This window comes from Frankia sp. EI5c (assembly GCF_001636565.1).
Taxonomy (GTDB): Bacteria; Actinomycetota; Actinomycetes; order Frankiales; family Frankiaceae; genus Parafrankia.
Map to the genome: position 1 here is coordinate 1 of NZ_LRTK01000014.1, position 26,320 is coordinate 26,320.

The window sequence follows — 26,320 nt, forward strand, 5'->3', positions numbered from 1 at the left end:
CGGGCAGCCTGGCAGGGGACCCGGCGGCACGGCCGATGTCGTCGAGTATGCCCGCTCCCACGGCCATCTGGTCCGCATCATCTGGCCAGATGGAGTCATCCGACCCTGACGCAAGCGCATCACCGATGTGCATCACCAACCGGGCATGACCGGGGCATGATCGCCATCGCTAATGTTCTGTACGGGTTTCAAGGCGCCCCTTCGGGGCGCGCGTGCGCCCTGCCGCACACGCCGTGCGCGCCGCACTCGCCACGCCCGGCCGGCTCGCCGCACCCGGCCCGGGGCCCCGCCTCCCTCCGGTCGGCACCCCGTCCGGAGCGTCGGCCTGCCGGGTGTGTCGGTGCGTCGGCCCGTCGGAGCGGCAGGCCACCCGCTGTACGTCCTAAGGTCTGCGCCTGCGGTTCGCGATAGAGAAGGACGCCCTACGGGCGGCCCATATCCGAGGGCTACGCCCAGAGACCGCGAGATCCGAGAAACACCGGATTGCCGGGCGCAACCGGGTAGGTGCGCGTCGCACGGCGGCTCACGGAAGATGCCCATTCCCCGTTGTGCCGAATGGTCTAACGGCCTGGCGACGCCATCAAGGGCGGGCTACGCCCGTCGGCAAGCCGATCACCCTACGGGCGACCCTTGACACCGCCACCAGCCCGCTACGAGCGGCACCCATGGGGGATGGGACGAAAAAACGGGAGGGCCGAAGACAGATCCCCCCGGGGGTTGGCACGGGCGGTGCCGGACTCGCAGGCAGCCGCCACCCACGCCCCTACCGCCGACGTCACGCGGCGCAGGTGACCCCACGTCGCGCGGCGCGTGTCCGTACACGCGGAAACGGCCGGTAACCGCGATCCGGGTTACCGGCCGTTCGAGACTTACGCAGCGTTACGCCGCCAGGAGCGAGGCCACCAGCTCACGGCAGTCCGGGTTGTCCGTGTCCATGTCTTCCTGGACCATGAGCAGCCGGACCCCGGCGCAGCGCAGCATCTCCAGAGCCGCCAGCCGGCCCGCTTCCGTTTCGGCAAGCCGGTCGATGCTGTCGACCACGACCACGTCATAGCGGCCCGCGCGGACCAGCCCCAGCGCCGCCCACCAGGCCCGCAGCCCCGACCCGAACTCACGTACCGCACCCCCAGCAGTCCAGCCCCGGGCCGCGCACGCCGAGGTGAACACCTCACGCTGTCCGGCGCCGTCCCCGGGACCGGTGTGTCGGGTGAAGCTCAGCGCCCGCACCGTGCCCGCCATCACTGGCCCCCGTCCCGACGGTGCCGACCAGGGCCACCCGGGAACCCCGAGACCTGAGCCCGGTACCACAGGCTCGCCATCGTGCCCGCCACCGTCAGGGTGTCCCACCACTTACCCGCCACGTCCAACGGCGCGTTCGGGTCCACCATCACCTGCACCCCGCCCGGCAGCACCAGCACCGGCCGCAACGCGGCGTACCGGGTGTGCTTGGGCAACTGAATCTCCGCATCCTCCGACGGATGCGCCTGCAACACCAGGTTCAACCGGGACCGGCCATCACCGATCGTCCCGTATGGCATCATGGCCATGGGTTCCACTCCTGTTCACCCAGGATGGGAATCAAGGCCCGGGGCTGGTGTTGGTAGCACCATCCCGGGCCGCTTTATTCAATTCCCTTTCATGATACCCGCCGGGTGCCGGAAAATCCGGCGATTCGAGGAAGCCGGAAGAATGTCACCGGCAGATTCTCCGAGGGGTCATTCAGCGGAAGACGCGGAGACGAACTGCCGCGTCACGTCGATCATCACGTGATGAACGTGCCCTCAGTCAGTGCTGCTGCCCAAGGGTTAACGGTTGACAACCACGTTGACCGATCACCGGGCCGATCGGCTCGCCTGGGTTCGAGAGCAGCTCGAAGCGCTCGGGCAGACCGGCTCCGGTCCGGCCGGCGGGCAGGACCCAACCCGGACGGCGTGGACGCTGCTCCACCCCGGCGACCCGGCCGCACCACGCCGTGAACACCTGCTGCTCCAGGCGGTCGCGCAACGCCACGCCTGGCGGGCACAGCTCGATCGGGATCGGCGTCCAGCCTCCGGCGGGCTTCCGGCAACCGGTCCACCCATGACCGCGAACGCCGCCTGATCCGTTGCCGTGACGGTCCAAAGGGGACAGATGACCAAGCTGTTGTTCACTCCGGCTGAAGCCGCGGAGATCCTCGCGATCGGCCGGACCACCGTGTACGAACTGCTCGCCACGGGCGCCCTGGAATCGGTGCGGATCGGCCGGTCCCGGCGGATCCCGCGGGCTGCGCTCAACGCCTACGTCCGGCGGCTGCGGGGCCTCGATGAGGACCAGGCTGCCTGACCGATGCCCGTGCCCGGTCAGGGAGCGGCCGCGTCTCCGTGGCCGGCTGCTGTCAGGTGTTCAGTGGGTCGTAGTCGCCAGCCAGCCATCGCAGAAAGCGTCGGGGGCGGTCTACGTAGGTCTGGATCGTGCTCGGTGTTCGTCCGCTGGACACGAGTATTCGTTCATAGCGATCAAGTGCCTGGTGCAGGTCATCCAACGTCCACTGATCCGGTCGCCCCTGGCTCTTGGCTGGTCGTGGCGCCTGGCGTGCGGCGTGCCACTTCTCGATGTCCTCGGCGTTCCAGACCTTTCCCATGCTCAGGACGGCTACCGGCTCAGGGAAGGCCACATCGTCACGGAGGATTTGATGAACCCGCGACGGGCTCACGTTCAGCATCTGGGCGATCTCCGCCGCGCCCATGAGCTTGATCGTTGACATGAGCCACATCATAGCTTGACGAGCCATTAGCCTCATGCCTACTGTAGGCGGTAGCGGTCCCGGTGGGTGCGCCAACACCCACCGGGACCTTGATCCCAATCCTGACTGCACAGGAGTTGAGACCCATGCCCATTTTCTCGTCTGGCGGCTTCGGCGCGTGGCGGACCCCCGGTGGCGGCGAGTCCCCGTTGATCGCGGCACGTGAGCGGGGTACCGGAGAGCTGGTGCTGACGATCCGTCCCGGGGCCGATGTCGGCGACCTGGTGGCGGTGCTCGGCGCGCTGCCCGCGGATGCGTTCTTCACGGAGCACTTCGGCGATGTGAACGCGGTGCTCGTCTTCCGGCAGGTGCCCGGGGATTCGGCCGGACTCCCGGTGGCTGTGGATCCCTCGGCGGGACCGGCGGCGGCGAGCGTTCCGCTCCCGTAGCGGCTCCTCTGCCTGCTCTACCCCTCCATTTTTCTTCCGTCCTCTGGTGGCGCTTGAAGCTGTCGGGGTGTCGGACGGGTCCAGGGTCGGCCGTAGGCCGATCGCGTAGCGACGCGAAGCGCCCTGGACGCGGCCGGCGCCCCGGCAGACCATTCCCGCGCCAGAGAACGGAAACCCCACCGCACAGGGCGACGCCACCCGCGGCCCGCGTGCCCCTTCCCGTTCTTCTTTCGGCAAGGAGCTGTCTTCGTCATGCCCACGAACGACAACGAACCCCGCACGATGAGCCTGCAACAGGCGCTCCGCGAGCACCTCGAACGCGCCGAACGTGGCGAAGGTCGTCACTACCCACAGCCGGAAGGGGAGGACAAGTTCGCCTGCGACATGGGCGACAGCCTGTACGGCTGCGCCTGGTGCGACAACATCACCTGGCCGGACGGCAACCCGTTGGATGTGGCCTGATGACCGGGCAGGAACCTCGCGGGGACGAGGACAACCCGGACGGGTCGGCCGGCAGGAAGAGGAAGCAGAACCGCCGGGCGCAGGGTGAGGGCTCGGTGTACTGGCGTGAGGACCGTCAGCGCTGGGTCATCGAGATCGACTACGGCGTGGTGAACGGCCGGCGCAAGCGGGTGCNGCGCTACTTCAAGACCCAGGAAGAAGCGGTCGAAGAGCAGCGGAAGGAGCGGCAGAGCAAGGCGGACGGGTTGGCGACCCTCGACCGGCGCTCACGCTTCGCGGACTTCCTGACGTACTGGCTGGACGAGATCGTGGAGCCGTCGGAGCGGGCGGAATCCACGAAGTCGAACTACCGGGACATGGTGAACAACCACATCTCGCCGGGGCTCGGCTCGCATCGCTTGGTCGAGCTGAAGCATGAGGATCTTCAGCGGTTCCTGAACCGTAAAGCGGCGGACGGGTACAGCACATCGACGATGCGCACGCTGCGTTCGGTCCTGCGGCAGGCGCTCAACGAGGCTGTCATCACGGAGAAGATCAGTCGGAACGTGGCGGAGACGCTGCNGGTCCCGAAAGCGCGGAAGCCGAAGCGGAAGGTGGCCGCGCTGAGCAAGGATGACGGGCTCCGGCTGCTCGACGAAGCGAAGTCCACCCGGCTCTACGCGCTGTACGTGCTGCTGGCGATGGTGGGCCTGCGCCGCGGGGAAGCGCTGGCGCTGCGCTGGTCGGATCTCGACGAATCGGCGTCCACGCTGCGGGTGAAACGTCAGGTGACCCGCGTCCGCGGGGTCCAGGGGCTGATGGTCGGCCCGACGAAGAGTCAGGCCGGAACGCGCACGCTCACCCTGCCGGCTCGGTGCGTCGCCGTGCTCCAGTCGCATCGGACCGCCCAGCACGCGCACCGGCAGGCGGCGGGGAAGCGGTGGAAGGAACACGGGCTGATCTTCCCGAGCACCGTCGGCACGCACATGGAGCCGCGCGGCCTGAACACCCACCTGTCCAAGCTGTGCCAGCGTGCCGGCCTGCCCCACCTCGGCCCGCACGCCCTGCGGCACACGGCGGCGACGATGGCCTACGCGCTCGGCGTCGACTGGAAGCAGATTCAGGGGATGCTCGGCCACACGATGCTGTCGACCACGATGGACATCTACGTGGACATGGTCGACACCGTCCACGGTGACGCGGCGTCCAAGCTGGATGGCTGGTTCCCGGCGGAGAACAACCGGGACACGGAGGACGGTCCAACCGAGGCTGAGGGGGCCTGACAGGCTGTTGGCTGTCAACTAGGCTGTCAAAGCGGCAGAGCCCCGCAGCCTTGGATGGGGGCTGCGGGGCTCTGACCTGTCTCAACCTGACGTGCGCTCGGAGGGACTCGAACCCCCAACCTTTTGATCCGTAGTCAAATGCTCTATCCGTTGAGCTACGAGCGCCTGCCGGTCACTCTCGCGGCCGGCTTCGCCAGCTTACAGCACCCGGAGAGGGAGCTACGAACGGCCCCCTGGGTTGTCTTCGGGGCCCGATCACGCTCCAGCACGTCGCTCCGATCGGCTGTCAGCGGCGGCCTGCGGACGTCGGTAGTGGGAGCGAGTGCAGCTCGACGGCTGTCAGGGCGCCGTGCTGGATGGCTGCCGTCAGGTAGGTGGGGCGGGGCTGGCGTCGTCGGTCGGTGGGGGAGCCGGGGTTCAGCAGTCGCAGCGCGCGGCCGGCGGTGGGGCGTGTCGTGGTGTCCCAGGGGATGTGGGAGTGCCCGAAAGCGATCACGTCGGCGTCGGGGTAGGTGGTGGCGAGCCGGTTCTCGCGGCCGGCGGCCGGGCCGGTTTCGTGCACGACGACGAGTCGCAGTCCGTCGAGCGTCGCCCGGGCGACCTCGGGGAGGGCGGCGCGGATCTCCGGCCCGTCGTTGTTTCCGTAGCAGGCGAGGAGGAGGCGGGAACGGTCGGTGACGCTGCGCAGCAGGCCTGGGCTGGTCCAGTCGCCGGCGTGGATCACGACATCGGCTTCGTCGATGGCGGACCAGACCTGTTCGGGCAGGTCGCGGGCGCGTGCTGGAACGTGTGTGTCAGCCAGCAGAACGAGACGCATGCCCACAGTGTTCGCGTTCTCGGCCGCGCCTGCCGCCCCTGCCGCCTCTCGCGGTCGAGCTTGGCGTCGATGCTGCGCGGTGGTCAGCGAAGGGCTGTGCGCGGTGGTCAGTGGCGTCGCCGGCGGAAGCCGGGGAGCAGTTCCTGGATCAGCGCGTCCGTCTCCGGTTCGGTCACCGTGCCGCCGCGGCCTGGCCGCGCCGCGACGGCGCGGTAGAACTCGGCGGCGACGGCTTCGAGCGTCCGGCGGTCCCCGCGGGCGGCGACGGTGCGCAGCAGGTCGCGCCAGAGGGTCTCGGCAGCTGGTACGGCGCGCAGGCCGGTGCGGCAGGCTGCCATGGCGGTGATGGTGTCGCCTCGTTCGAGGCTGAGTGAGGCCAGTCGGTGGGCGGCGTCGATGACGGCGTCCCGCATGGTGCTCTCCACCGGGGTCGTCCCGACCCACTGGTATCTGCCCGCGGGCAGGTCGGACCACAGTGGCCCGCTGATCAGGCTCAGGGCATCGCGCAGGTCGGACTGGGGGTCGCTGGCGTCGTCGGGCCGGGCCGCGCGATGGGTGTAGGCGACGAAGAGTTCCCAGTCGCAGCGGACGTCCGGGCTGAGCACCCAGAGTCCGTCCGCTGCGGGCTGTAGGCGGGGTCTGCCGTCCGGGTCGACTCCCAACCAGGTGCGGGCGGCGATGAGCGCGGCGAGGATTGGTGGTCCGGATGTGGTCTCATCTGGGGCGATCGGTATGCCGAGGATGTCACTCAGCTCGTCGAGATAGGCACCGTCCCGGTGCAGTGCCAGGAAGGCGACGATCTCGGTGAGCAGCTCGGCCTGGTCGCGCGGAACTCGTCCCGGCGCACTGAGGGAGNGGTGACCGAGCACCCGCACCTCAGCCTCGGCGGCGCCGGAGGGGTGTGGCTCCAGACGCGGCANGGTGGCCAGGACGTCATCTCTGGTGCGCGGGTCGTCGCCTGCCTGCTGGTCGCCCGCTGTGTACGTGCCGCCGGCCCCGTACGTGCCGCCGGCCCCGTACGCGCCGCTGTCCCCGTATGTCTCCCTGGTCCCGTAGGCGGCGTCGCTGTTCCCGTAGGTCTGGCCGGCCTCGTTCCCGTAAGTCTGGCCGGCCTCGTGGACATCGCCGGCGGCGTAGCTGCCTGTGCCCGTGTCGGTATAGCCGTCGCTCTCCGGGTACCAGGTGCTGCCCGGGCGCTGAATCGTTCCGGGGCCTTCCGCGGGGTACGCCGCCGAGCCCTCCGCGGGATAGCTGCCGCTCCCGTACCGGCTACCTGTCTGGTCTGTCGACGGCGCCGGAGGTGGTGCCAGGTGCTGGGACGGATCGGAGTCGAGGGGGCGCGCAGCCGTGTGGAGGGGCGGTAGCTCGTTCGGCGGCGGGGAGGACGGTGGCGGCGGGGTCGCCGGTGGTGGAGGGTAGCTGCGATCCCACTGGACGTAGTCGCCTGTCCCGGATTCCGGGACCTCCTGGTATTCGGGCTGCTGCCAGGCCGTGGGCTGGGGCGGGGCGGGATACGGCGCAGCCTCGGGATCCTGCGCCGGCTGGCTGTGGTCCGTCGGTTGCTGCTGTCCGTGGGACGGGGGAAGCAGCAGCGTCCGCGGGACCTTCGGGACGTCGGTCGGTCGTACGGCCGGTGCGTCCGGGCGTGCCAGGTAGCTGGATGGAGGCTGCTCCTCGACGCCTCGCGGACGTCCCGTGGGGCGCGCGGCCCCGGGGGGAGAACCGGCCGGAGGAGCCCCCGCTCCCGCGGCCGGCGGCGCGACGCCATCCGGTCCCGGCGGTGCGTCGATGGGCATGCGGATGACGGACGGGCCCGGTGGCGTCCACGGCACGACTCCGGGAATCGAGCCGGCGTCGCGAGGTGGACGGGTCCCCTCCGGTCCGCCCGCGGGCATGGGCGGCGGGATTCGTGCCGGGACCCCGCCCGTGGCACCCGTATCGCGCCTGCCCGGCGCTGCGGGGGCTGCGGGGGCAGTAGAAGGTGCGTCAGGTGCGGTGGGCGGGAGCGGATCATGCGATCCGGTGTCGGACGATGTCCCGTCGTGGATCTCGGTGTGACGGTGGACGGCGGCCGGACCACGGTCTGGTGGGCCGGCCCAGGTGCGGCGCGGGGCGGCCGCGCCGCGTTCGCGGGCCTCGATGCGGAACATCGCCAGCACCGCGGCATACTCGGCCGCGGCGAGGGTCTGGGCGTTGACCTCGACCCCGAGGACACCGAGGGACATCCGAGCATCGGCCCGGACGTCGAACCGCCAGCGCGCCGCGGGGCTGTCGCCGACCATCAGTACACCGACGGTGTCGTCGCGTCCGCTGGCGAGCCGGGCCAGTCGCTCGGCGTGCACGGATGCGGGCGGGCCCGCCAGGACCAGCAGGTCCGGCGACCACAGGGACTGGACCTGGGCTGCCTGCCGCCCGCGCAGGGCTGCGCCCGGTTCGTCGCCCCAGCCGCCGTCCCGTCGCCCGCGGGCCTCCAGCTCGTCGAGGACATCGGACAGGCTGGCGGATGTCCGCAACCGGCCGGGGGCGATCGGGCTCGGGTCGTCCGCGAAGCCGACCAGGCAGACTCGCAGGTCGTCGGACCAGATGTTGGTCGCCAGCTCCACCGCGACGGAGACGGCTGCCTCGCTGGCGGCCGCCGGGTCGCCGGTGAGAGCGATGATGCCGGGCGCACCCTCAAGATCGATGAGGATGCGGCAACCGGTGTCGTCGCGCCCGACGGTGACCAGCGCCGGGTACGGAGCGGGGACGTCCGGCGAGAGGCTGGCGCTGGCCTCGAACGGGAGTCCGTCCGGCGCGTCGGCGTTGCGTTCGATGCGCCACGAGCCGGGGCTGTTGCCCACCTGCCAGGGGCTGGGCGGCGGTTCGCTGACGGCGGGGGCCATGTGCAGGACAAGCGCGGAGTCGGTGAGGAGCGCGGCGTACACCGGCGGCAGCGGGCGACCGCGGGCGGTGAGCCCGGCGGACAGCAACCGCAGCGACCGGTCGACGAAGCGGGCCGATGGCAGATCCGCGGCCAGCCGGAGGGCGTGCTCGACCTCGGCGGAGAACGGATCTGGGTTCGCGTCGCCTGACCTGCGCCTCGTCAGCGCGGTGAGAACGCCGGCGGCGAGAAGGGCGGCGCCGCTGATTCCCCGCCCACCACCGACCCGGCCAGGCCGGTGACCTGGCCCCGCCCCGCCCCGGCCACCGTCGCCACCGCCCGTTCCGCCTGTTCGGCCCGGCCCGGTCGCCGCGGGGTCGGCGTTCTGACCGCGGGGGGGCCGGAGGCCGTCGTCCGCATCCGTGCCAGGCCAGGGCACCGACTGCCCGGCCGTGGCGCCAGGCCAACCGGTGGCGGCGGCCGGTCGTGCTCCGGCGGCCGGCCCGCCGAACCCTCCCGAGCCGCCTGCTCCACCGGCTCCATCGGATCTGCCCGCCTCGGCCGGTCTGGTTGATCCGGTTGGTCCGGCTGTGCTGTCCTGGCCCGTCGACTGGCCTGCCTCAGCCTGGCGCTGGCTGGAGAAGTGGGAGTGGACTTCCTGGACCCAGGACGCCTCCCGGTGCGGGACCCGGATCGTCCGGACCTCGTCGCCCTGGGCGTCCGGGGGGAGTAGGAGCACCCAACCCGGGGCGACGAGGGCGGGCTTGCTCAGCATCTGGCCATCCGGCTGGATCCGGCCCTCGTTGAGGGCGAAGATCTCGCGGTATCGGAGACTGTCGCCGAGCAGGCGTCGCGCGATCGCCCACAGGGTGTCGTGCTGGCGCCCGTCGGTCGGGCGCACCTCGCAGAACTTGACGTCCACACCGTCGGGGAAGAGGTCCGCCGGGTTTTCCTCACCCGCGGTCAGCTCGCGCGGGGCGGACGCCTGCTCGTCCCACCGGTACCGCCTGGCCTCGACCTCGGCGGCGGGCGGGATCCCGCCGGCGTCACCTGTCCCGGAGCCCGGCGTGCGGGTAGCCGCCGGGCGGCTGGCGGGTGCGGGCAGCGGACGTCGCACCCGACCCGCGGGGATCGGAAGCGGAGTGGTCGCCGCGGCGGCCGGTGGGGTCGGGGCCGGTGAAGTTGCGGCCGGCTGCCGGGCCGAGGTCGTGGGCCGGCCTCGCGGGACGTCGTGACGACCCGAGGGCGGGCCTCCCGCCGTCCGGTCGCCCGCGGGCCTGACCGCGGCTCCGGTCGGTCCGGTCGGCCCCTCGCGGTCGGCGGATCCGCCAAGGTGATCAGATCCGTCGCGGTGGGAGGGTTCCGCGGGGTAGGCGGGTGGGGTGGGCTGCGCCGCGGGCTTCGACCCGCCGCGGCCGGCCTGCTGTGCGGTGAGCCCGCGAGCGAGCCGCGAGATGGCGGCCGGGTCGGATCGGCGCAGCGGCCCGGCCACCGGCGCCGTCCCCCCTGCTCTGGCTGGGTGTCCACCGCCCCCCGGGGTCGGTGATAGCCGGCCCTGTTCCTCTGGGTACGGAACTCCCCGGCGGGGTGGGGCCGGCGTGGGCCTGGCCGCGGCGCGCCCGCCGCGGCGGTGGGTGCTCCCGCCACGGCCCGTGCCGTGGGCCCGCTGACCGGAACGGGCCCGGACCGCGGAGCCATGCCCCGAACCCGGCCGGGCGCTCGCGCCGCTCCGCGAGGCCGCGAGCTGAAGGGTGTCGCTGACGAGCCTCCTGGCCAGCAGCTGACTGCCACCGCCGAAGGGAACGCGCGGGGCCAGACCGGTCTCGCGCCGTTCGGCCCGCCATTCGGCGAGGACGCAGAGCATGAAGTGGGCCCAGAGCAGCCAGGCCGCCAGCACCATGAGTCGCAGCAGGTTGGGCGCGCCGAAGTCGCCGGTGAGGGCACCGGAATCGCCGAAGGCGGCCGAGAGGGGTGTACCGCTGAGGGCGAGGAGAAGGACGGGAACGCCGACAGCGAGCGCAAGCAGCGCGGCAGCGGAACCGCCGCCGTGGCGCGCGCCGCCGCCCACCTTGTCGCTGGCCGTTGTGTTGCCGGCCGTTGTGTCGCTGGCCGTTGTGTTGCCGGCGGCCGGTCGCGAATTGCCCGTCTGGCTCACACTGTAACAGTCCACCACGTCTGGGCTCACTACAGGTCATATTTCGATCTGTCCGGCGCGACGTTCACACGAATGACACAGGCTTGCTGACTGTCGCGACTCGTCCGGGGCGATGGATTTGCCTGCTCGCGCCGTGCGTGGGCGCGTCCGCCTCCACCGGCGGCACGTCGTCCGGGTGTGGCCTGTTGCCCGATTCGGAACCTTTTGTATCGATTGTGCATACCTTTGCCAGCTGTCCTGTTTGAAGCCCAGGGCCGATCGTGGCGTGCTGAAGTGCGAAACCAGTACCGATGAGCGTTCCGAGCGTCGGGGTCAGGCTGCGAGCCGGACCCGAGCGATAGCCAGGCCCGAACAGAGGACGACCAGAGTGCAGAGGCGTACATGGGGGCAGCAGGGGAAACCAGATCGCTTCTCGATAGCGGTGCCGGACAGCTGGTTCGTGTTGGACACCCAGGCGGCCCGAAGCCCGGCCGCGATCGCACAGATGGCCAGGGACCGGGCACGTGACGATCCGGTGCTGGCGGGGCAGGGATCGTCCATCGCGCGGATCCTGCGGGACGCCGCCGCCCGGGCGGACAGACTGGGCGCGGTCTACTGTGCGGTGATGATCGAGGATGTCCGTGGGGCAGGCCTCTCCGCCTGCGTCATGGTGTGCCTTCGGCCCACGAGCCAGCACATACCGGACCTGCCACGGCAGGAGCACGCCGCCGCGGTCGAGCTTGCCGACCGGTTCCGGCATCGCTTCGGCCCCGTCGATCTCCCCGCCGTCGGCCGGGCCACCCGGACGGTCCGCGTCGAACCACAGCGGTCGACGGACGGTGAGGAGATCTCGCAGCTCGTGATGCGCACGACCGTTCCGGTCCCGGGTCTCGACCGGGTCGCGGTGATCGCCTGCGCCAGCCCCAACACCGCGCTGGCAGTCGCGTTGCACGACCTGTTCGACGCGGTCACCTCGACCTTCAGATTCGTCCATGAGCCACGCTGAGCCGGGTGGTGTGGCGCGCGGCGCGGTGCGGCACGGCGTGGTCCGTCAGCGGGCGTAGTACTCGACGACGAGCTGTTCGTCGCAGGTCACCGGGATCTCCGGCCGGGTCGGCCGCCGGTTGAGAACAGCGAGCAGCGCGCCGCGGTCGACCTGGAGGTAGGTGGGTGGCGGGGCGCCGGTCGGCTGGGTCTCGGCGACGATCCGGAACGGCGCCATCGTGCGGCTGCGCGTCGTGACAGTCACCACATCGCCCGGCTGGACGCGGAACCCGGGACGGTCGACCCGGTCGCCGTTGACCTGGATGTGGCGGTGGCTGACGAACTGGCGGGCCTGGTAGATCGTCTTGGCGAAACCAGCCCGCAGCACGACTGCGTCCAGGCGGGTCTCCAGGTCCTCGATCAGCAGGTGACCGGTCCGGCCGGAGCCACGATCCGCCTGGTCGAACGCCCGCTGGAGCTGCTTCTCGCTGATGTGGTATTGGAACCGCAGCCGCTGCTTCTCCCGCNGGCGCTCCTTGTAGGGCGACATGGACTTGCGGCCGCGGCCGTGGGGGCCGGGTGGGTAGGGGCGGTTCTCGAAGTAGCGGGCGGCCTTGTCGGTGAGCGGCATGCCGATGCTGCGGCTGAGCTTGGCGACGGGCTTGTGGCGCAAAGCGTCCTCCCTTAGGTTAGGTGTCCTTAAATTAGGCGAACCTAACCATAGTGGACTGACTGGTGGTGGAGCAGTGGCGGACGGCACGATCGATCAGCCCGGGGTGACGCAGGCGACATGGGGCAAGGAGGTTCCGGACGCCTGGGAAGCGAACGGACGGGCTGCGCGCGAGCTGGTCGGCGCGGCTCCGTACGGCAGCCTTGTCCTGTGGGGCGGCGCTCTGGTTCATGGCCTGCGCTTTGCGGTGATCACCCCCGCTGGTGCGGCGACAGCCTCGTCCGACACCGCCTCGGCCGACCTCGTCTACGCCGACCCGGCGTCCGCCGGGCCCGCGCCGGGCGGCCATGCCTCCTCGCCCGAGCCGAACCTCTTCGGGCAGTTCGAGGTCACCCCCGCGGCTCGGCTCATCCTGCTGGCCCCGTTCTCGGTCGGACGTCTCCTCGGGACCGAGGACCAGGCCTGCCGGTTCCAGATCTGTGGACCGGTGGCCGTGAGCGGCGGTGAATGGGCTTCGGTCGCCCTGGCGGGCTGGGTCGCGCCGGTGCCCGGGCAGTCCGTCGCGGAACTCGCGCTCGCCTTCACGGCACGGCATCCGACTCCGGACCTGCTCGATCTCGGCAGCGCCTGGATGCTGTTGGAGGTCGATCTCGCCGAGGCGACGGTTCGGACCAGGTCGGGGTGCGTGGGCCTGGACACCGCCGAGGTGATGGACCTGCTACGTGGCAGCGATGCCGACGCCGAACACGGCTGACCCGATTCAGGGATGTGCGGGGCACCGGCATGCCACGGTGCCCCGCCCGGGGTGCTACCCGGCGGACTGGATATCGACCTGGATCTCCGCGAGCCTCACCCGCAGCCGGTCGAGCTGGATGTGCACGTCCGTCAGCGCGCGCTCGTAGGTGGGCCAGATCGACATCCGGAATTCCGACGCGGTGCGGCCGTCCCAGTTCTCCGGCTCCAGCAGGATCCGTGCGGTGGCGCGCAGTCCGTCGAAGTGCGTCAGGAGCGGGCCGTTGATGAGACCGGCGAGATCGTCGACCGCGGTCGACGCCTGTGGAGTGGAACGGACGGTCACACCTGAACCTGTCGTCATCGCGTCCTCCTGGGGCAAGGGGGCGTTCCTGGGATGGGGGAGCGGGAGGCTGGGAGTCAACTTGGACAGCGTGTTAGCTGCCGGCCAAGGCAGTTCGCTGGTTGATCTCGGTCACGCTCCTTGCGAGATCGGCCAGGTTCGCCTGGAGTGCGGACAGGGTGTTCTGCACCTCCGGCCAGATCTGGGTGCGGAAGAGATGGGCCTTGGGGCCCTCCCAGTTCGCCGGGTCCGCGAGTGCGTTTCCCCGTGCGACGAGATTGGCCGTCGTGCTCTGGAGATCGACGAGCTGGCTGCTCATCTGGCTGGCGGCGCTCTGGGCGGCGGGCGTGGTGACGGTGCGCATGGTGTTGTCCGTCCTGGGGCAGGGGCCGGAGGTACGAGCGGCGGGGCTTCTTCCACCCGTTGGTGATGGTGTGATGCGTCTGACGTCGGCAGGCAAATGCTACCGTCCGTATCTGGTTTGTCTACATATGAAGTCATCTCCCTCAAAATCCGGGCGCACTATTCGACCGGTAACAGATCAATCACCTGTATCGGTCGGATGTGACCCCGTTGCACGAGGACGCCTCTGCCCGGCGGGGCGGGATGACAGAGGGGGCGCGGAAGCCGCACGCCGAACAGATCGCCCTCGACGGGGCCGCCCGGGGCCAGTAGCAGTCCGCACCGGGAACGACGGGCTTCGACCACGAGTCCGCGGAACTGGGTGATCAGCTCCTCGGTGGTGCCGGCGGCGACCAGCCCCTGCTCGCTGTCGCGGGCACCGCGCAGGACGCCCGCGAGAGCCTCGCCGAGCGGAGTGGCGGTAACCAGTTCGACATCGTCGACGAGCAGGACTGTGCGCCGGCCGGTGGGTAGCAGTTCGTCGAGCCGGTGCGGTCCCGGGCTGGTGGTGTCCTCCACGACCTGGACCGGTCCCTGCCCGGCGAGGCCACGTAGGGGCGACGGTCGGGGACTGACAACCGTCAGGTGGCACCCGTGCGTGAGGAGACCCCGCGCGATGGCGAGCAGCGCCGAACTGCGACCCGAACGGGCCGGGCCGGCGATCACGAAGCCGGGCCCGTCCGTGGCGAGGTCGATGTCGATGGGTGCCAGCTCGTCACCACCTACCCCCAGAACGACCGAGAGCCCTCGGCTAGCGCGGCGCTGCCCGGCTCCGGCTCCGGCTCCGGCACCGGCATGCGGCAGGGCGGCGAGGTCGCGCGGGCTGACCCGCGCGGGTAGTACGTCGATCCGGAACGGCCGTGAGTCGGCCCGCTTGCTGCGCGGGGACTCCCTGGCATGGATCGCCAGCCGGCGCAGCGCACCAGCCTGCGCGAGGCCGGACGGGTCATCGGCGAGCAGCGCCACCTGGATCTCCACCGGTGTGTCGGCCTCGGCCCACGCTCGATCGGGTGATCCGGTCATCCCGCCGGTCAGAAAGCCGCGCCCGGGTGGAAGCAGGTCGGGAATCCGCAGGCTGGCGAGACCCGCGAGGCTGTAATCCGCGCGCTCCGCCATACGCAGGATCAGCCGCTGCCCGATGGTTGACGCGAGTGGCCCGGTGAGCCCCCGCCGCTCGGCTGTGACAACGAGCCTCAGCCCGACGGCGGGACCGTCCCGGGCAAGGGCCAACAGGCGGTCGACGGCGACCGCGCCGTCCAGATCCTCGAAGAGGGCCAGGAAACCGTCGTAACTGTCCAGGAGAAGGAGGAGGTATGGCAGCCTCGGGATGCCGGGCCCACGCTCTTCCCACGAGAGGTCTTCGCGCGAGGGCGTCTGCTCCGAGGCCACCGCAACGGTCGAACCGAGTCCGGCCTGGCGCGACTCGGCCAGGTCCGCGTAGCCGCCCTGCGCGAGGAGGTCCTGCCGCCGCCCGACCTCCCGCGTCAGCCGGGCCAGGAGGCGGTGCACCCGTTCGGCCTCGGTGCCGGCCACGACAGCGCCGGTGTGGGGCAGGTCAGCGATCGGGCCGAGACTGTTGTTGCCGCAGTCCAGGCCGTACAGGTGGACGTCCGCGGGCGACGCCGTGAGGGCGACTGCCCCGGCAAGGGTGCGCAGAACTGTGGACCGCCCCGACCGGGGTGCCCCGAGCACAAGCAGGTGCGATCCGCGTTCCAGATCGAGGGCGAAGGTGGGCTGCGCCTGCGCCCGGCACAGGTCGGCGAACCCGAGGGGTACGGCGGGCACGCCGTGGGGGTCGCCGGGTGGCCCGACCGGCGGGAGGGCGCTCACCGTGGTTCTGGTGGGCAGGGGCGCGAGCCAGGGCCGCCGCGGGCGCGGAACACGGCAGGCCCGGGCGGTCTCGTGCAGCGCGTCGGCCAGGCGGCGCAGGTCCGTCGGCTCGTCCGGAGTGTCCGCGGTCAGCATCTTCTGGCGCCGCCTGCCCTCCTCTCCTTCAGCCTGGACGGCGACGGTCGAGGCCCGGTCCAATGGCGGCCAGGGCAGTTCGATGACGAGCGGGCCGGCCGTCGCCCCGGCACGCGCTGCCTCGTCGAGATCATGCGTCCCGCCGATCCGGGCCGTCTGGAAGACCACGGGCGCACCCTGCCCGGCCCGCAGGATCGCCCGGCCGGGTGCCGAGACGGGGATGAGCGCGGCGTCCGGAAGTCCCAGCACGTCCATGCTCTCGGCCTGGTCGGTGACCCGCAGCGCGATCCGCAGGTTCGTGTTGGCGAGGATCTCCGGCGAGACGACTCCGGCCGGTCGCTGGGTCGCGAGGACGAGGTGGATGCCCAGTGAACGGCCTCGCCCGGCAAGCCCCACGAGCCCGGTGACGAAGTCCGGAAGCTCACGGGCGAGTGCGGCGAACTCGTCCACCACGACGACGAGGCGTGGCAGCGGTTCGGGTGCCTCGCCGTCGTCTGGCCGGTTCCGGCTGCGCCGGCGGTAGTCGTCGAGGTCCTTGCTCCCCGCGGCGGCGAAGAGCGTTTCGCGCCGGCGCAGCTCTGCCCCGAGCGAGTCGAGGGCGCGCCCGACCAGATGCGGATCCAGATCGGTCACCAGGCCGACCGTGTGCGGAAGACGGGCGCAGTCCCCGAACGCGCTGCCGCCCTTGTAGTCGACCAGGACGAAGGTCATCTCATCCGGGCGGTTGTGGATGGCCAACGAGGCGACCAGGGACTGGAGAAGTTCCGACTTGCCCGCCCCTGTCGTTCCCGCCACCAGGGCGTGCGGCCCGTCACGACTCAGGTCGAGGCTGATCGCTCCGGACAGGGCGACTCCGAGCGGCGCGGCGGCTCCGGCCTCCTGGTCGATCCAGCGCGGGGCAAGCGCGCGGGAGGTGGGCGGGTCAAGGCCGAGCAGGTCCAGCAGCCTGATGCCCGTCGGGATCCTCGCCTCGCCGGCCTCCCGGTGGCCGGGGTCCCGAATCGGGGCCAGCGAGCGTGCCAGCCGTTCACACCAGCGAGCCGCCGCGGTCGTGCGGCCAGATCCGCCGGGTTCGGTCCGCGTGGACGAACTCTCCGCGCCGGCCGAGGTTCCCGCGGCACCCGCTCCGGCGGATCTCGTCGGCGCCGCCGGGCGGGCCGCGACGGCGGCGCCGACGAGATCCGGCCGGATGCCCTCGATGCCAGCCTGCCCTCGATGCCTGATCCGCGCCCCCGTTGGCATCTGCTCGACGACCGCCTGGCATTCGGACGGGAGGAGCCGCGGGTCGGGCTCCAGACAGACCACGTGGATGCCGACTCGCGGCCCGTAGCGCAGCAGTGGGATCAGTGCGCCGCGCAGCGCCGCGGCGCCTTCCACGACGACCAGTACGGGGGGACCGGCCGGTTCGGAGTGCCCCCGGCCGACCCCGCCGCCGCGGGTTTCCTCGGCCGGGTGCATCCGGGCCTCGGCCAGGCGCGCGAGCTCCTCCGCCCGCCGGGCTCGGCCTGGCGGGTCGGCGCCGATCAGCACGGCGCCCGGCGGGCCGTCGGCCGGCCGGCAGTGCGGCAGCCACCGCGCCCACTCCCAGTCCGCCGCCGCGGTGGGACCGACGACGAGGTGGATGGAGAGATCTCGGGGGCTGTGCAAGGTGGCTGCCTGCGCCACGAGCCAGAACCCGACCACCCTGGCGAACTCCGCGGTGCCGACGACCCCGAGTACGCCGACCTCGGGCATCGCGACGGTGACCGGTACCTCCCGCAGCATCCACCGGGTCGTTCGGCGGTGATCCGGCGCGGCGGGGTCCTCCAGGGTGACCCCACTGGGCACGTCGCCGGTGCCCACCCGAAACCGCAGGAAGTCGGGATCCTCCGGGCGCCGTTCCCACAGCCCGCGCCGAGGGCCCACCGCGCGCAGCAGCACCGCCGCGGGATCGGGGTGCGCCTCGCGGCGTACGGCCGACTCCTGATCGAGCGCGGCGGCGGCTGCGCGGTCGACCTCCATTCGGGCGAGTTGGTACTCCGCGAGCGCTCGCCGGTGGTCGCGGGCACTGTGACGCCTGCCGGCCAGATGGGAACCCAGCAGCGACAGCGGGGCTAGGGCGGCGAACAGCAACAGGTAGGGGGCCTGGAGGAGCAGTGCCATGCCGCCGGCGGCCAGGGCGGGAAGGATCGCGGCCAGCACCGGCAGCGGCGGCGCCGGCTGCGGGACCGGGAGCGGCGGGAGGCGGAACCGGACATCGGGCGGCCACCGCGCCAGCCGAGGCTCCCGGCTGATCTCCAGCGTCGATCCCGGGCGACCCGGGCGGAGCAACGCGTCCGGCTCGTCGGGCGCGGTCAGCAGGAGTGAGGTCGCCGCCACCCGCACGGCGAGCTCCACCCGGTCGTTCGGTGACCGCCGGGCAGACAGGAACACGGGCCCGGTGCGGTGACAGCCGTCGATCCATACGTCGACCCCGTCGGCAGGGGTGAGGGAGCAGGATCCGTCGACGTTGACCCGCAGGACCAGCGCCCGTGGGGGCGCGGCCGGATCGGACAGGACGACGCCGCCCAGCGGATCCGCCCCGACGCCGTATTCACCGGCCGCGAGCCGGTGCACCATCCCGGCGCCCGGGCCTCCGGTGACCCGAACATCGAGCAGGCCGAGCGGTTCCCGCCACCCGGGGCCGAGCGGCGAACCAAGGCCGACCAGCGATCCGTCGCGGAGAGGTGAGGCGTCGAGCCGCCGCTCAGGGGGGACCTCGACGCCGTCGACATGGATCGACGGCGTCGGTTCACGCGCGAGCCGTGCCGCGGTGGGCGGGAGGTGACGACCGGAAGGGGGCCGCGCGGACCCGCTCTGGTCCGTTGCCAGCGTTGTCGCCAGGGCGGCGGCGATCGCGCCCACGCTCGTCCCGGCTTCGGCCCGGATGAGCACGGTGCGGACGGCTGGCTGTTCCGGGCTGGGTCCGGTGACGGGCGGCGGATGGCCGTCGTCGGACCCAGTTGGGAACGCCGCGCTGCACGTGATCCACATGGCCGGAACAATACAGCCGGAAGCGACATCATCGCGCTGTGTGACTTTTTAAGAACAGGTGCCCGATTCTGGCCCGGGTTGCCGCGCGGAGAAGGCCTCCCGCGTGGCTCGTGCCCGCACGATCTCCTCGCTGGCGGCTTTCACCAGGGTCTCCGCATCCGGCATCGGTGGCCGCGGGCGGGACGAGCCGGTGGTGTCATCCGGGTCGCGGGTCGCCGCCGGCGTGGCTCCCTCATGGCCCGAACGGACCCCCTCCGCGAAAGCCTGCCCGACGCTGACCGTGAGACGGATCTGATGGTCGCTGACGGGCAGTGGCTCGGACAGAGCCGAGCCGAGCCGCTCCGCGAGTGCTGCCACGGCGGGCCTGGTAGTCCCGGTTGCCACCACGACGAACTCGTCGCCACCCCAGTGGCCGAGCAGCGCATCGGAGCCGAGTGCCTCCCGGAACCGCTGGGCCACCGCCCGCAGCGCACCATCGCCGACGGGGTAGCCGAACCTGTGGTTGACCAGACGGAACCCGTCAAGATCGAGGAAGAGGACGGCCAGGTCGACGGCCTCGGGCGCCGTGGTCGGAGACCCGGCCGGCTGGCGTGCCGAGGTCGCGCAGGTGGGTGACGGTGACGCTGACCCGCCCGATGCACCTCCCCGTTCGGAGGATGTTCCCGGTCCGGTGGGTATGGACCGTTCGGACGGGGTGGCCTGGCCCGGACGCGTCGCCTTCCGCGGGCCCAACGCATTGTTGATCAGATCACGGAGGGCAACGCGATTGGGGAGCCCCGTCACCGAGTCGTGAGTGGCGCGATGCCGAAGGCCCGCTTCCTGGCCGTGGCGGTCAGTGATGTCGTCGACCACGACGACCAGTCCGTCCCCCCGGCTGAGAGCCCTGATCCTGACGTCCACCCAACGCTCTCCGCGGGGAGTCGCGACGGGGATCTCGACGTGGACCTGGTCGCGCCGGGAGTTGAGCATCCGGCGGGTCAGTGCGGCGAGCGTCCGCAGCGGCGCCGCACTCTTCCCGGCTGCCTCGCAGGCGGCCAGCCAGCTCGCGCCCGGTCGGACCGGGACGACCGCGAGCCCCGCGGCGGCACTGCGCCGCCAGGCGTCGTTGAGGCGAACCACCGTCCCGTCCGGCCCCAGAACAGCGATCCGGGACGGCAGCGAGTCGAGGACCGCGGCCGCCACATCATCGGTGATCACCGGTTCTGCTTCCCCTCCCGGGAGATGGAAACCGCGGCTGCGCCGGGACATCGACTCCTCCGCCGGCCGGCAGAGGGACCCTCCGCGGCCTGACGGTGGTCGGACCGATACCCGCGATCCTTGACGGCAGGCAGAGGCCCTGCCCGACAAAGCCTTCTCCGGAGTGTGACCGATGCTTTCCCGTAGTTCTCGGGAAGTTCTCTCCGTGGGCTGAGCGGCAACCAATCGGTGAGATCCGGCCGCCCCGCCGGGGATGCCAGCCGAACGGTCAGGACGTGCCGGCGCCGGGCGGACCGGCGTGCGTTGCGGTATCGGGATGGGTTCCGGCGCCGGGGTCCGTCGCAGGGCCGGGGTGCGTCGCAGGGCCGGGCGGGCCGGCGGGCGCGCCGAACCCCGCGCGAAATGCCGGGCTGGCGGTCACATGCAGATGGCGCGCCGACTCCACCTCGATGTACTCGGCGAGGTCCGAGCGTTCCGCGGACAGCATGTTCGCCTTCATCGCCCGCAGCGCGAAAGGCTGGCGCCCGGCGAGTTCCTCGGCCAGCGCGCGAACCTCGTCGTGCAGCGCGGCAGCTGGAAAGAGCCGGGTGACGAGACCCAGGGAGAGCGCCTCGCTCGCGGGCACCTTCTCCGGGAAGAACAGGAGTTCGCGGGCACGCGCCGCGCCCACCAGGCGGACGAGTGACCAGACCAGCCCCATGTCGCCGGACACCCCCACCTTGAGGAACGCCGTGGCGAACCTCGCCCGGTCGGAGGCGAACCGGAAGTCACACGCGCAGGCCCACCCCATGGCCGCACCGGCGCAGCCGCCGTCGACGGCCGCAATGGTGATCTGCGGCATCGAATGCAGCAGCGTGGCGGCGTGGTAGACGGGACCGAGACGTTCGAGTGTCGCGTCGTTGGCGGATTCCCCGCCCGCGAGGTCGGCGCCCACCGAGAAGTCGTCACCGGCGCCGCGGAGGATCACAACGCGGGTCTCACNGGCCGGAAGCGGCCGCAGGGTCTCGTAGAGCTCCGCACACATCTGTGTGGTGACACCGTTGCGCCGCCCAGGACGGTTCAGCGTCACGATCGAAATCGCGCCGTGTTGCTCCAACAGCACCGTCGAGCCCATCCGAAACCGCCTCCGTCGCGTTGCCAGGGCAGGGCCCGCCGTGCCCTGCCTGTCCTGCCTGTCCGGCCTGTCGGCTCGGCCCCGCCCCGCCCCGCCCCGGCCCGCCCGAGCCCGCCTCTCGCTCGCGACCGCTTCCGGAATCCGGCGCGATCGGCGTGATCGGCGGCGGCGCCTATCCCTTCGTGGCTGTCGAATACGCTTACACCTACGGCCAGCCGTCCCCTGGCTCCCTCGCGGCGAGCTTTCTCAACTACCTGACGAGGGACATCGGCCAGGATGTGATGAGAGAGCAGGAACACCTACCGTGCTACAGCCCTGAAGGCTTCCGGCGGTGCCACGAGTCGCCCTGACGACTCCGTCGACGGCAGCCGCGCGACGGCTCACCGCGTAGACGGCATAGGCATCACCGTGCGACAACCGGGACGAAGTCCTCGATCAGCTGCCCACATAGGCCGCGAGATGCTCGCCGGTGAGGGTGGATTGGGCGGCGACGAGATCGGCCGGCGTTCCCTCGAAGACGATCCGGCCACCGTCATGGCCGGCACCGGGGCCGAGATCGATGATCCAGTCCGCGTGCGCCATCACCGCCTGGTGGTGCTCCACGACGATGACCGATCTGCCCCCGTCGACGATCCGGTCGAGCAGGGCGAGCAGTTTCTCGACATCCGCGAGATGCAGACCGGTGGTCGGCTCGTCGAGGACCTGGATGCCACCCTTCTCACCCAGGTGGTTTGCCAGCCGCAGCCGCTGCCGCTCGCCGCCCGACAGCGTGGTGAGCGGCTGGCCGAGGCCCAGGTAACCGAGACCGACGTCGACCAGCCGGCCGAGGATCGTGTGCGCGGCCGGTACGCGGCTCTCACCGGAGCCGAAGAACTCCTCCGCCTCGGCCACGGACATCGCGAGGACCTCGCTGATGTCCCGGCCGCCGAACCGGTGCTCGAGCACCGCCGCCCCGAACCGCCGTCCGTCGCACTCCTCGCAGGTGGTGGCTACGCCGGCCATCATCGCCAGGTCGGTGTAGATGACACCGACCCCGTTGCAACCGGGGCAGGCTCCCTCCGAGTTGGAGCTGAACAGCGCCGGCTTCACCCCGTTGGCCTTCGCGAACGCCTTGCGGATCGGTTCGAGCAGGCCGGTGTACGTCNCCGGGTTGCTCCGCCGGGAGCCGCGGATCGCGCTCTGGTCGATCGAGACCACCCCGGCCTCGGCCGGTATCGACCCGTGGACGAGCGAACTCTTGCCGGAGCCCGCGACACCGGTGACGACGACAAGCACCCCGAGCGGGATGTCGACGTCGACGTCGCGCAGGTTGTGCGTGTTCGCGCCCCGGATCGCCAGCGTGCCGGTGGGCGTGCGCACCGCCTTCTTCAGGGCGGCCCGGTCGTCGAAGTGGCGGCCGGTGATGGTGCCGCTGGCCCGCAGCCCGTCGACGGTGCCCTCGAAGCAGACCGCGCCGCCCGCCGTGCCGGCGCCGGGGCCGAGGTCGACGACGTGGTCGGCGATCGCGATGGTCTCCGGTTTGTGCTCCACGACAAGCACCGTGTTGCCCTTGTCCCGCAGCCGCAGCAGCAGACCGTTCATCCGCTGGATGTCGTGGGGGTGCAGACCCGTGGTGGGTTCGTCGAAGACATAGGTGACGTCGGTGAGCGACGATCCGAGATGACGGATCATCTTGACCCGCTGTGCCTCGCCGCCCGACAGCGTGCCCGAGGGCCGGTCCAGCGAGAGGTAGCCCAGTCCGATCTCCACGAACGAGTCGAGGGTGTGGGCCAGCGTCGCCAGCAGCGGTGCCGCGCCCGGTTCGGTCAGGTCGCGGATCCAGACGGCGAGGTCGCTGATCTGCATAGCGCAGGCGTCGGCGATGTTGACCCCGCCGATCCGCGACGACCGGGCCGCCTCGCTCAGCCGGGTGCCGTCGCAGTCGGGGCAGGTGGTGAACGTGACCGCCCGTTCCACGAAGGCGCGGACGTGCGGTTGCAGCGAGTCGATGTCCTTGGACAGGAACGACTTGTGGATCCGCGGGATCAGCCCTTCGTAGGTCAGGTTGACGTTGTCGACCTTGATTCGGCGGGCTTCGCCGTACAGGAACTCCTGGCGCTGCTTCTTGGTGAAGCGGGCGATCGGTACGTCACCCGGCACCACCGCGGCGAAGATGCGCCCGAACCATCCGTCGGCGCTGTAGCCCGGCACGGTGATCGCGCCTTCGGCCAGCGACCGGGACTCGTCGAAGATCTGGGCGAGGTCGATGTCGGAGACGGCGCCCCGGCCCTCGCAGCGCGGGCACATCCCCCCGGTGCGGGTGAAGGTCTGCCGCACGGTGCGGCTCCCGCCGCGTTCGACCGTGACCGCGCCGCTCGCCCGTACCGAGGGGACGTTGAAGGAGAACGCGCCCGGCGGGCCGATGTGCGGCTGCCCGAGCCGGCTGAACAGGATGCGCAGCATCGCGCCCGCGTCGGTGGCGGTGCCGACGGTGGAGCGGGCATCCGCCCCCATCCGCTGCTGGTCGACGATGATCGCGGTGGTCAGGCCTTCCAGCACATCGACCTCGGGCCGCGCCATCGTCGGCATGAAACCCTGCACGAACGCGCTGTAGGTCTCGTTGATCAGCCGCTGCGACTCGGCCGCGATCGTGCCGAACACCAGGGAGCTCTTGCCCGAGCCGGAGATGCCGGTGAACACCGTCAGGCGGCGCTTCGGGATCTCGACGCTGACGTCCTTGAGGTTGTTCACCCGCGCGCCGTGCACCCGGATCAGCTCGTGGCTGTCGGCGGGGTTCGGGGCCGGTGTCGAGGCACCTGGCCGGGTGGCGGTGCTCATTGTGACTTCCTCCATCAGCCTGCGAGGTGGGGCCGGTGACCAGCCGGATCGGGCTGCTGTCCAGTCCGATCCGGCCGGCGGGTGAGCGGATGCCGGCCGGCGAGGGCTCAGCGGAACTCGTTGATGCGGATCAGGTTGCCCGCCGGGTCCCGGAAGGCACAGTCACGGACGCCGTACGGCTGCTCGGTCGGTTCCTGTACGACCTCGGCGCCGCCGGCCTGCAACTGGTTGAACGTGCTGTCGAGGTCCTTGACCGAGAAAACAATCATGGCGTAGGTGCCCTTGGCCATCATCTCGGCGATGGTGCGGCGCTCGTCCTCGGTGATGCCCGGGTCGGCAGCCGGCGGACGCAGCACGATGGACGTGCCCGGCTGGCCCACCGGGCCGACCGTGATCCAGCGCATCGTGCCGGACCCGACGTCGTTGCGGACCTCGAAGCCGAGGACGTCGCGGTAGAAGGCCAGCGAGGCCTCCGGGTCGGAGTGCGGGAGGAACGTCGAGGCAATGGTGATGTCCATGCCCGTCACGCTAGGTGCACACCGCTCACGGTTGCTTCTCGATTCCTGACCGGTCTGGTGACCTGTTTGGCCACGCAGGCCGGCAGGTCCACGGCCGCGCGGGTCGCCTGCCGCCGGTAGGCGCTCGGCGGCATACCGACCAGTTCGGTGAATCGGGTACTGAAGGTGCCCAGCGACGAGCAGCCGACCGCGAAGCAGACCTCGGTGACGCTGAGGTCGCCCCGGCGTAGCAGCGCCATCGCGCGTTCGACCCGCCTGGTCATGAGGTAGCTGTAGGGTGACTCGCCGTAGGCACGGCGGAACTCGCGGCTGAGATGCCCGGCCGACATGTGCGCGCCGCGGGCGAGCGCGGCGACGTCCAGCGGCTGTGCGTACTCCCGGTCGATCCGGTCGCGGACCCGGCGCAGCCGGGCCAGGTCACGCAGGTGCTGGTCCGAGGTGGCTCTGCTGGTCACCTGGTCGATCGTGCTACCTCGCGCGGGAATTGCCCAGTACCACCGGCGCGCCGCCTACTGTCCGTGCACTGTGGGCGCAGGTCCCGCGCCGATCGGTACCAGCCGCCACCGGGCACCGGAGGTGCTTGATCGGGTACCGGACCACTCGACCGGGGTACCGGAACGGAATGAACAGTTCGACCCTGGTCAGGACGAGCGTCGCCACCGCGGTCGCCGCTGGCGTGGGCTCGGTCGCCACCAGCCCCGACTCCGCCTGGTACCGGTCGCTGGACAAGCCCGGTTGGCAGCCGCCACCGGCCGCCTTCCCCGCCGTGTGGACCCCGATCTACGCCTTGCTGGCCGTGGCCGGTGCCCGGGCGCTCGACGGCAGCACCGGCGCCGACCAGCGCAGGCGATTCCGGCGCTCGTACGCGATCAACCTCGTTCTGAACGCTGCCTGGACACCGTTGTTCTTCCGGGCCCGCAGCCCGGGTCTCGCGCTGGCGGAAATCGTCGCGCTGGACGCGTCGAACGTCAACCTCGTACTCAGGGCCTGGCGGGCTGATCGCCGGGCCGGGACGGCGCTGCTGCCCTACCTGGCCTGGACAGGCTTCGCCACCGCGCTGAACGCCACGATCGCCGCCCGCAACCGCGGTCGCCGTCCCGGTTCCGTGCCCGGCTGACGTCCCGGCCGCGGTGCGGCGGCTAGCGCCGGCCGTGCAGATACAGATCACGGAGCAGGCACGCCTCGGCCAGATGATGGATGACCTCGCGGTTGATGCGCAGCACCAGCTCCGCCATCGGCTGCTCGGCCAATGGCCCCTCGGCCTCGCCGCCCGGGCGAGCGAGGCCGTCCTCACCGAGACCCTCGACGCCACCCAGCCACGTCGCATACTCGGAGTCGAGCTGGGCCAGCGCCGCGGCCGCGGTCGGGGCGTACTCGAAGGAGAAGTAGTCGGTGGGCGTGCGCCCGAAGTGCGCGGCGTTGCGCATCGCGAGGGCGCCGACGATCACGTGCCCGAGGCGCCAGGCGATCGTCGTGAACGGTGCCGGGTCGCTTGGCGGGTGCGCGAAGTCGATGGTCATCGTGCCGGATCCGCCCTGGACCGGTGCGGTGCCGGTGCCCCGCGGGCGCACGTTCCAGCAACCGGGAACCGGCTCCCAGAAGTACTCGTCGTCGGTGAGGCCGTCGAGACGTCCGCGCAGCTGGTCGGCCCAGTGCAGGGAGAGCTGCTCGCGCAGCAGCGGGTTCCAGTTCCAGATCTGATCTGCCATGCCCCCAACATGCCGCCTGTCGCGGACAGGTTCGGTCCGCGTTCCGGTGCGTTCAGCGTCGTGATCGTTCAGGCATACAAAACGGCTGGTTCATCGCTGAGCGCTGCCTTGGCCTCGGCACTCTCCTGGTCGACGACGACCTCGAACCGCC

The 26,320-nt window shown here is 71.3% G+C and carries 23 protein-coding genes, 1 tRNA gene and 4 pseudogenes; 9 read left to right on the plus strand and 19 right to left on the minus strand.

Annotation, left to right across the window (positions count from 1 at the left end):
• Nucleotides 1-879 precede the first annotated feature (879 nt).
• Together UG55_RS09340 and UG55_RS09345 are read right to left on the minus strand one after the other, a co-directional pair.
• The gene (locus tag UG55_RS09340) at nucleotides 880-1,239 is read right to left on the minus strand and encodes a recombinase family protein (protein WP_066065863.1); all 360 of its coding nucleotides are present in this window, start codon (nucleotides 1,237-1,239) and stop codon (nucleotides 880-882) included.
• Entirely contained in the window at nucleotides 1,239-1,547 is a 309-nt protein-coding gene (locus UG55_RS09345; RefSeq protein WP_066065866.1) for an energy transducer TonB, read from the minus strand. The genes UG55_RS09340 and UG55_RS09345 overlap by 1 nt, the downstream gene beginning before the upstream one ends.
• Before the next feature lie 274 nt (nucleotides 1,548-1,821).
• Between UG55_RS09345 and UG55_RS34505 the strand changes: the two are divergent.
• Together UG55_RS34505 and UG55_RS09355 are read left to right on the plus strand one after the other, a co-directional pair.
• Nucleotides 1,822-2,100 (plus strand): annotated as a pseudogene (locus tag UG55_RS34505) (replication initiation protein); the annotation flags it as partial.
• Between the two features lie 30 nt (nucleotides 2,101-2,130).
• The gene (locus UG55_RS09355; protein ID WP_066065871.1) at nucleotides 2,131-2,322 is read left to right on the plus strand and encodes a helix-turn-helix domain-containing protein; all 192 of its coding nucleotides are present in this window, start codon (nucleotides 2,131-2,133) and stop codon (nucleotides 2,320-2,322) included.
• Between the two features lie 52 nt (nucleotides 2,323-2,374).
• On the opposite strand, the gene UG55_RS09360 is transcribed toward UG55_RS09355, so the two are convergent.
• The gene (locus tag UG55_RS09360) at nucleotides 2,375-2,743 is read right to left on the minus strand and encodes an AlpA family transcriptional regulator (RefSeq protein WP_066065915.1); all 369 of its coding nucleotides are present in this window, start codon (nucleotides 2,741-2,743) and stop codon (nucleotides 2,375-2,377) included.
• A gap of 125 nt (nucleotides 2,744-2,868) precedes the next feature.
• Between UG55_RS09360 and UG55_RS09365 the strand changes: the two genes are divergently transcribed.
• The 4 genes from UG55_RS09365 (at nucleotide 2,869) to UG55_RS34515 (ending at nucleotide 4,895) form a co-directional block, all read left to right on the plus strand.
• The gene (locus UG55_RS09365) at nucleotides 2,869-3,171 is read left to right on the plus strand and encodes a hypothetical protein (protein ID WP_066065874.1); all 303 of its coding nucleotides are present in this window, start codon (nucleotides 2,869-2,871) and stop codon (nucleotides 3,169-3,171) included.
• 252 nt (nucleotides 3,172-3,423) lie between these two features.
• A complete protein-coding gene (locus UG55_RS09370) occupies nucleotides 3,424-3,633 on the plus strand; it encodes a hypothetical protein (protein WP_066065877.1) in 210 nt (69 codons plus the stop codon).
• 245 nt (nucleotides 3,634-3,878) lie between these two features.
• The coding region (locus UG55_RS34510) for a phage integrase central domain-containing protein (protein WP_255360455.1) at nucleotides 3,879-4,194 on the plus strand (316 nt) is incomplete at its 3' end.
• A gap of 32 nt (nucleotides 4,195-4,226) precedes the next feature.
• Nucleotides 4,227-4,895, plus strand: coding sequence for a site-specific integrase (locus tag UG55_RS34515; RefSeq protein WP_242424071.1), 669 nt, complete (start codon nucleotides 4,227-4,229; stop codon nucleotides 4,893-4,895).
• A gap of 92 nt (nucleotides 4,896-4,987) precedes the next feature.
• Here the strand turns inward: UG55_RS34515 and UG55_RS09380 are convergent.
• From UG55_RS09380 to UG55_RS46920, 3 genes are all read right to left on the minus strand, one after another.
• Nucleotides 4,988-5,060: transfer RNA gene (locus UG55_RS09380), tRNA-Arg, on the minus strand.
• A 121-nt stretch (nucleotides 5,061-5,181) separates the two neighbouring features.
• Nucleotides 5,182-5,712, minus strand: coding sequence for a metallophosphoesterase family protein (locus tag UG55_RS09385; protein ID WP_066065918.1), 531 nt, complete (start codon nucleotides 5,710-5,712; stop codon nucleotides 5,182-5,184).
• A 107-nt stretch (nucleotides 5,713-5,819) separates the two neighbouring features.
• On the minus strand, nucleotides 5,820-6,317 hold the full coding sequence (locus tag UG55_RS46920; protein WP_396230852.1) for a bacterial transcriptional activator domain-containing protein: 498 nt from the start codon (nucleotides 6,315-6,317) through the stop codon (nucleotides 5,820-5,822).
• Nucleotides 6,318-11,094: 4,777 nt separating this feature from the next.
• Here UG55_RS46920 and UG55_RS09395 point away from each other — a divergent pair.
• The gene (locus tag UG55_RS09395) at nucleotides 11,095-11,712 is read left to right on the plus strand and encodes a hypothetical protein (protein ID WP_066065885.1); all 618 of its coding nucleotides are present in this window, start codon (nucleotides 11,095-11,097) and stop codon (nucleotides 11,710-11,712) included.
• Nucleotides 11,713-11,757: 45 nt separating this feature from the next.
• On the opposite strand, the gene rpsD is transcribed toward UG55_RS09395, so the two are convergent.
• A partial coding sequence (rpsD, locus tag UG55_RS09400) for a 30S ribosomal protein S4 (protein WP_242424067.1) occupies nucleotides 11,758-12,217 on the minus strand: 460 nt, incomplete at its 5' end.
• A gap of 1 nt (nucleotide 12,218) precedes the next feature.
• Nucleotides 12,219-12,363, minus strand: a pseudogene (locus UG55_RS45955) (30S ribosomal protein S4); the annotation flags it as partial.
• Between the two features lie 103 nt (nucleotides 12,364-12,466).
• On the opposite strand from UG55_RS45955, the gene UG55_RS09405 reads away from it, so the two are divergent.
• Nucleotides 12,467-13,114, plus strand: coding sequence for a hypothetical protein (locus tag UG55_RS09405; protein WP_066065924.1), 648 nt, complete (start codon nucleotides 12,467-12,469; stop codon nucleotides 13,112-13,114).
• Between the two features lie 54 nt (nucleotides 13,115-13,168).
• On the opposite strand, the gene UG55_RS09410 is transcribed toward UG55_RS09405, so the two are convergent.
• The 10 genes and pseudogenes from UG55_RS09410 to UG55_RS09450 all read right to left on the minus strand — a co-directional run bounded on the left by UG55_RS09410 (nucleotide 13,169) and on the right by UG55_RS09450 (nucleotide 24,915).
• Entirely contained in the window at nucleotides 13,169-13,456 is a 288-nt protein-coding gene (locus UG55_RS09410) for a hypothetical protein (RefSeq protein ID WP_066065888.1), read from the minus strand.
• Between the two features lie 73 nt (nucleotides 13,457-13,529).
• Nucleotides 13,530-13,799 (minus strand): pyrophosphorylase, encoded by a 270-nt coding sequence (locus tag UG55_RS09415; protein ID WP_066065892.1) that lies wholly within the window; start codon nucleotides 13,797-13,799, stop codon nucleotides 13,530-13,532.
• 158 nt (nucleotides 13,800-13,957) lie between these two features.
• Nucleotides 13,958-18,814 carry an FtsK/SpoIIIE domain-containing protein gene (locus UG55_RS09420; protein ID WP_066065895.1) on the minus strand — a complete coding sequence of 1,619 codons (4,857 nt, stop codon included), beginning with the start codon at nucleotides 18,812-18,814 and terminating at the stop codon, nucleotides 13,958-13,960.
• 48 nt (nucleotides 18,815-18,862) lie between these two features.
• Nucleotides 18,863-20,011 carry a sensor domain-containing diguanylate cyclase gene (locus UG55_RS09425; protein ID WP_066065898.1) on the minus strand — a complete coding sequence of 383 codons (1,149 nt, stop codon included), beginning with the start codon at nucleotides 20,009-20,011 and terminating at the stop codon, nucleotides 18,863-18,865.
• Between the two features lie 268 nt (nucleotides 20,012-20,279).
• Nucleotides 20,280-20,992: enoyl-CoA hydratase/isomerase family protein (locus UG55_RS09430; RefSeq protein WP_242424068.1), on the minus strand; the 713-nt coding region annotated here is incomplete at its 5' end.
• A gap of 1 nt (nucleotide 20,993) precedes the next feature.
• Nucleotides 20,994-21,125 (minus strand): annotated as a pseudogene (locus tag UG55_RS34525) (enoyl-CoA hydratase/isomerase family protein); the annotation flags it as partial.
• 435 nt (nucleotides 21,126-21,560) lie between these two features.
• Nucleotides 21,561-22,269 (minus strand): ATP-binding cassette domain-containing protein (locus tag UG55_RS34530; protein ID WP_242424069.1); only part of this gene is annotated, 709 nt, incomplete at its 5' end.
• A gap of 1 nt (nucleotide 22,270) precedes the next feature.
• Nucleotides 22,271-23,942, minus strand: a pseudogene (locus UG55_RS09440) (excinuclease ABC subunit UvrA); the annotation flags it as partial.
• 107 nt (nucleotides 23,943-24,049) lie between these two features.
• The gene (locus UG55_RS09445) at nucleotides 24,050-24,460 is read right to left on the minus strand and encodes a VOC family protein (protein ID WP_066065927.1); all 411 of its coding nucleotides are present in this window, start codon (nucleotides 24,458-24,460) and stop codon (nucleotides 24,050-24,052) included.
• Nucleotides 24,461-24,465: 5 nt separating this feature from the next.
• Complete coding sequence (locus UG55_RS09450; RefSeq protein ID WP_066065907.1) at nucleotides 24,466-24,915, minus strand: helix-turn-helix transcriptional regulator; 450 nt, start codon at nucleotides 24,913-24,915, stop codon at nucleotides 24,466-24,468.
• A 167-nt stretch (nucleotides 24,916-25,082) separates the two neighbouring features.
• Here UG55_RS09450 and UG55_RS09455 point away from each other — a divergent pair, with 167 nt between their 5' ends.
• Nucleotides 25,083-25,577 (plus strand): TspO/MBR family protein, encoded by a 495-nt coding sequence (locus tag UG55_RS09455; protein ID WP_066065910.1) that lies wholly within the window; start codon nucleotides 25,083-25,085, stop codon nucleotides 25,575-25,577.
• A 22-nt stretch (nucleotides 25,578-25,599) separates the two neighbouring features.
• Here the strand turns inward: UG55_RS09455 and UG55_RS09460 are convergent, their stop codons facing one another.
• The gene (locus UG55_RS09460) at nucleotides 25,600-26,169 is read right to left on the minus strand and encodes a DinB family protein (protein ID WP_066065913.1); all 570 of its coding nucleotides are present in this window, start codon (nucleotides 26,167-26,169) and stop codon (nucleotides 25,600-25,602) included.
• Between the last annotated feature and the right edge of the window lie 151 nt (nucleotides 26,170-26,320).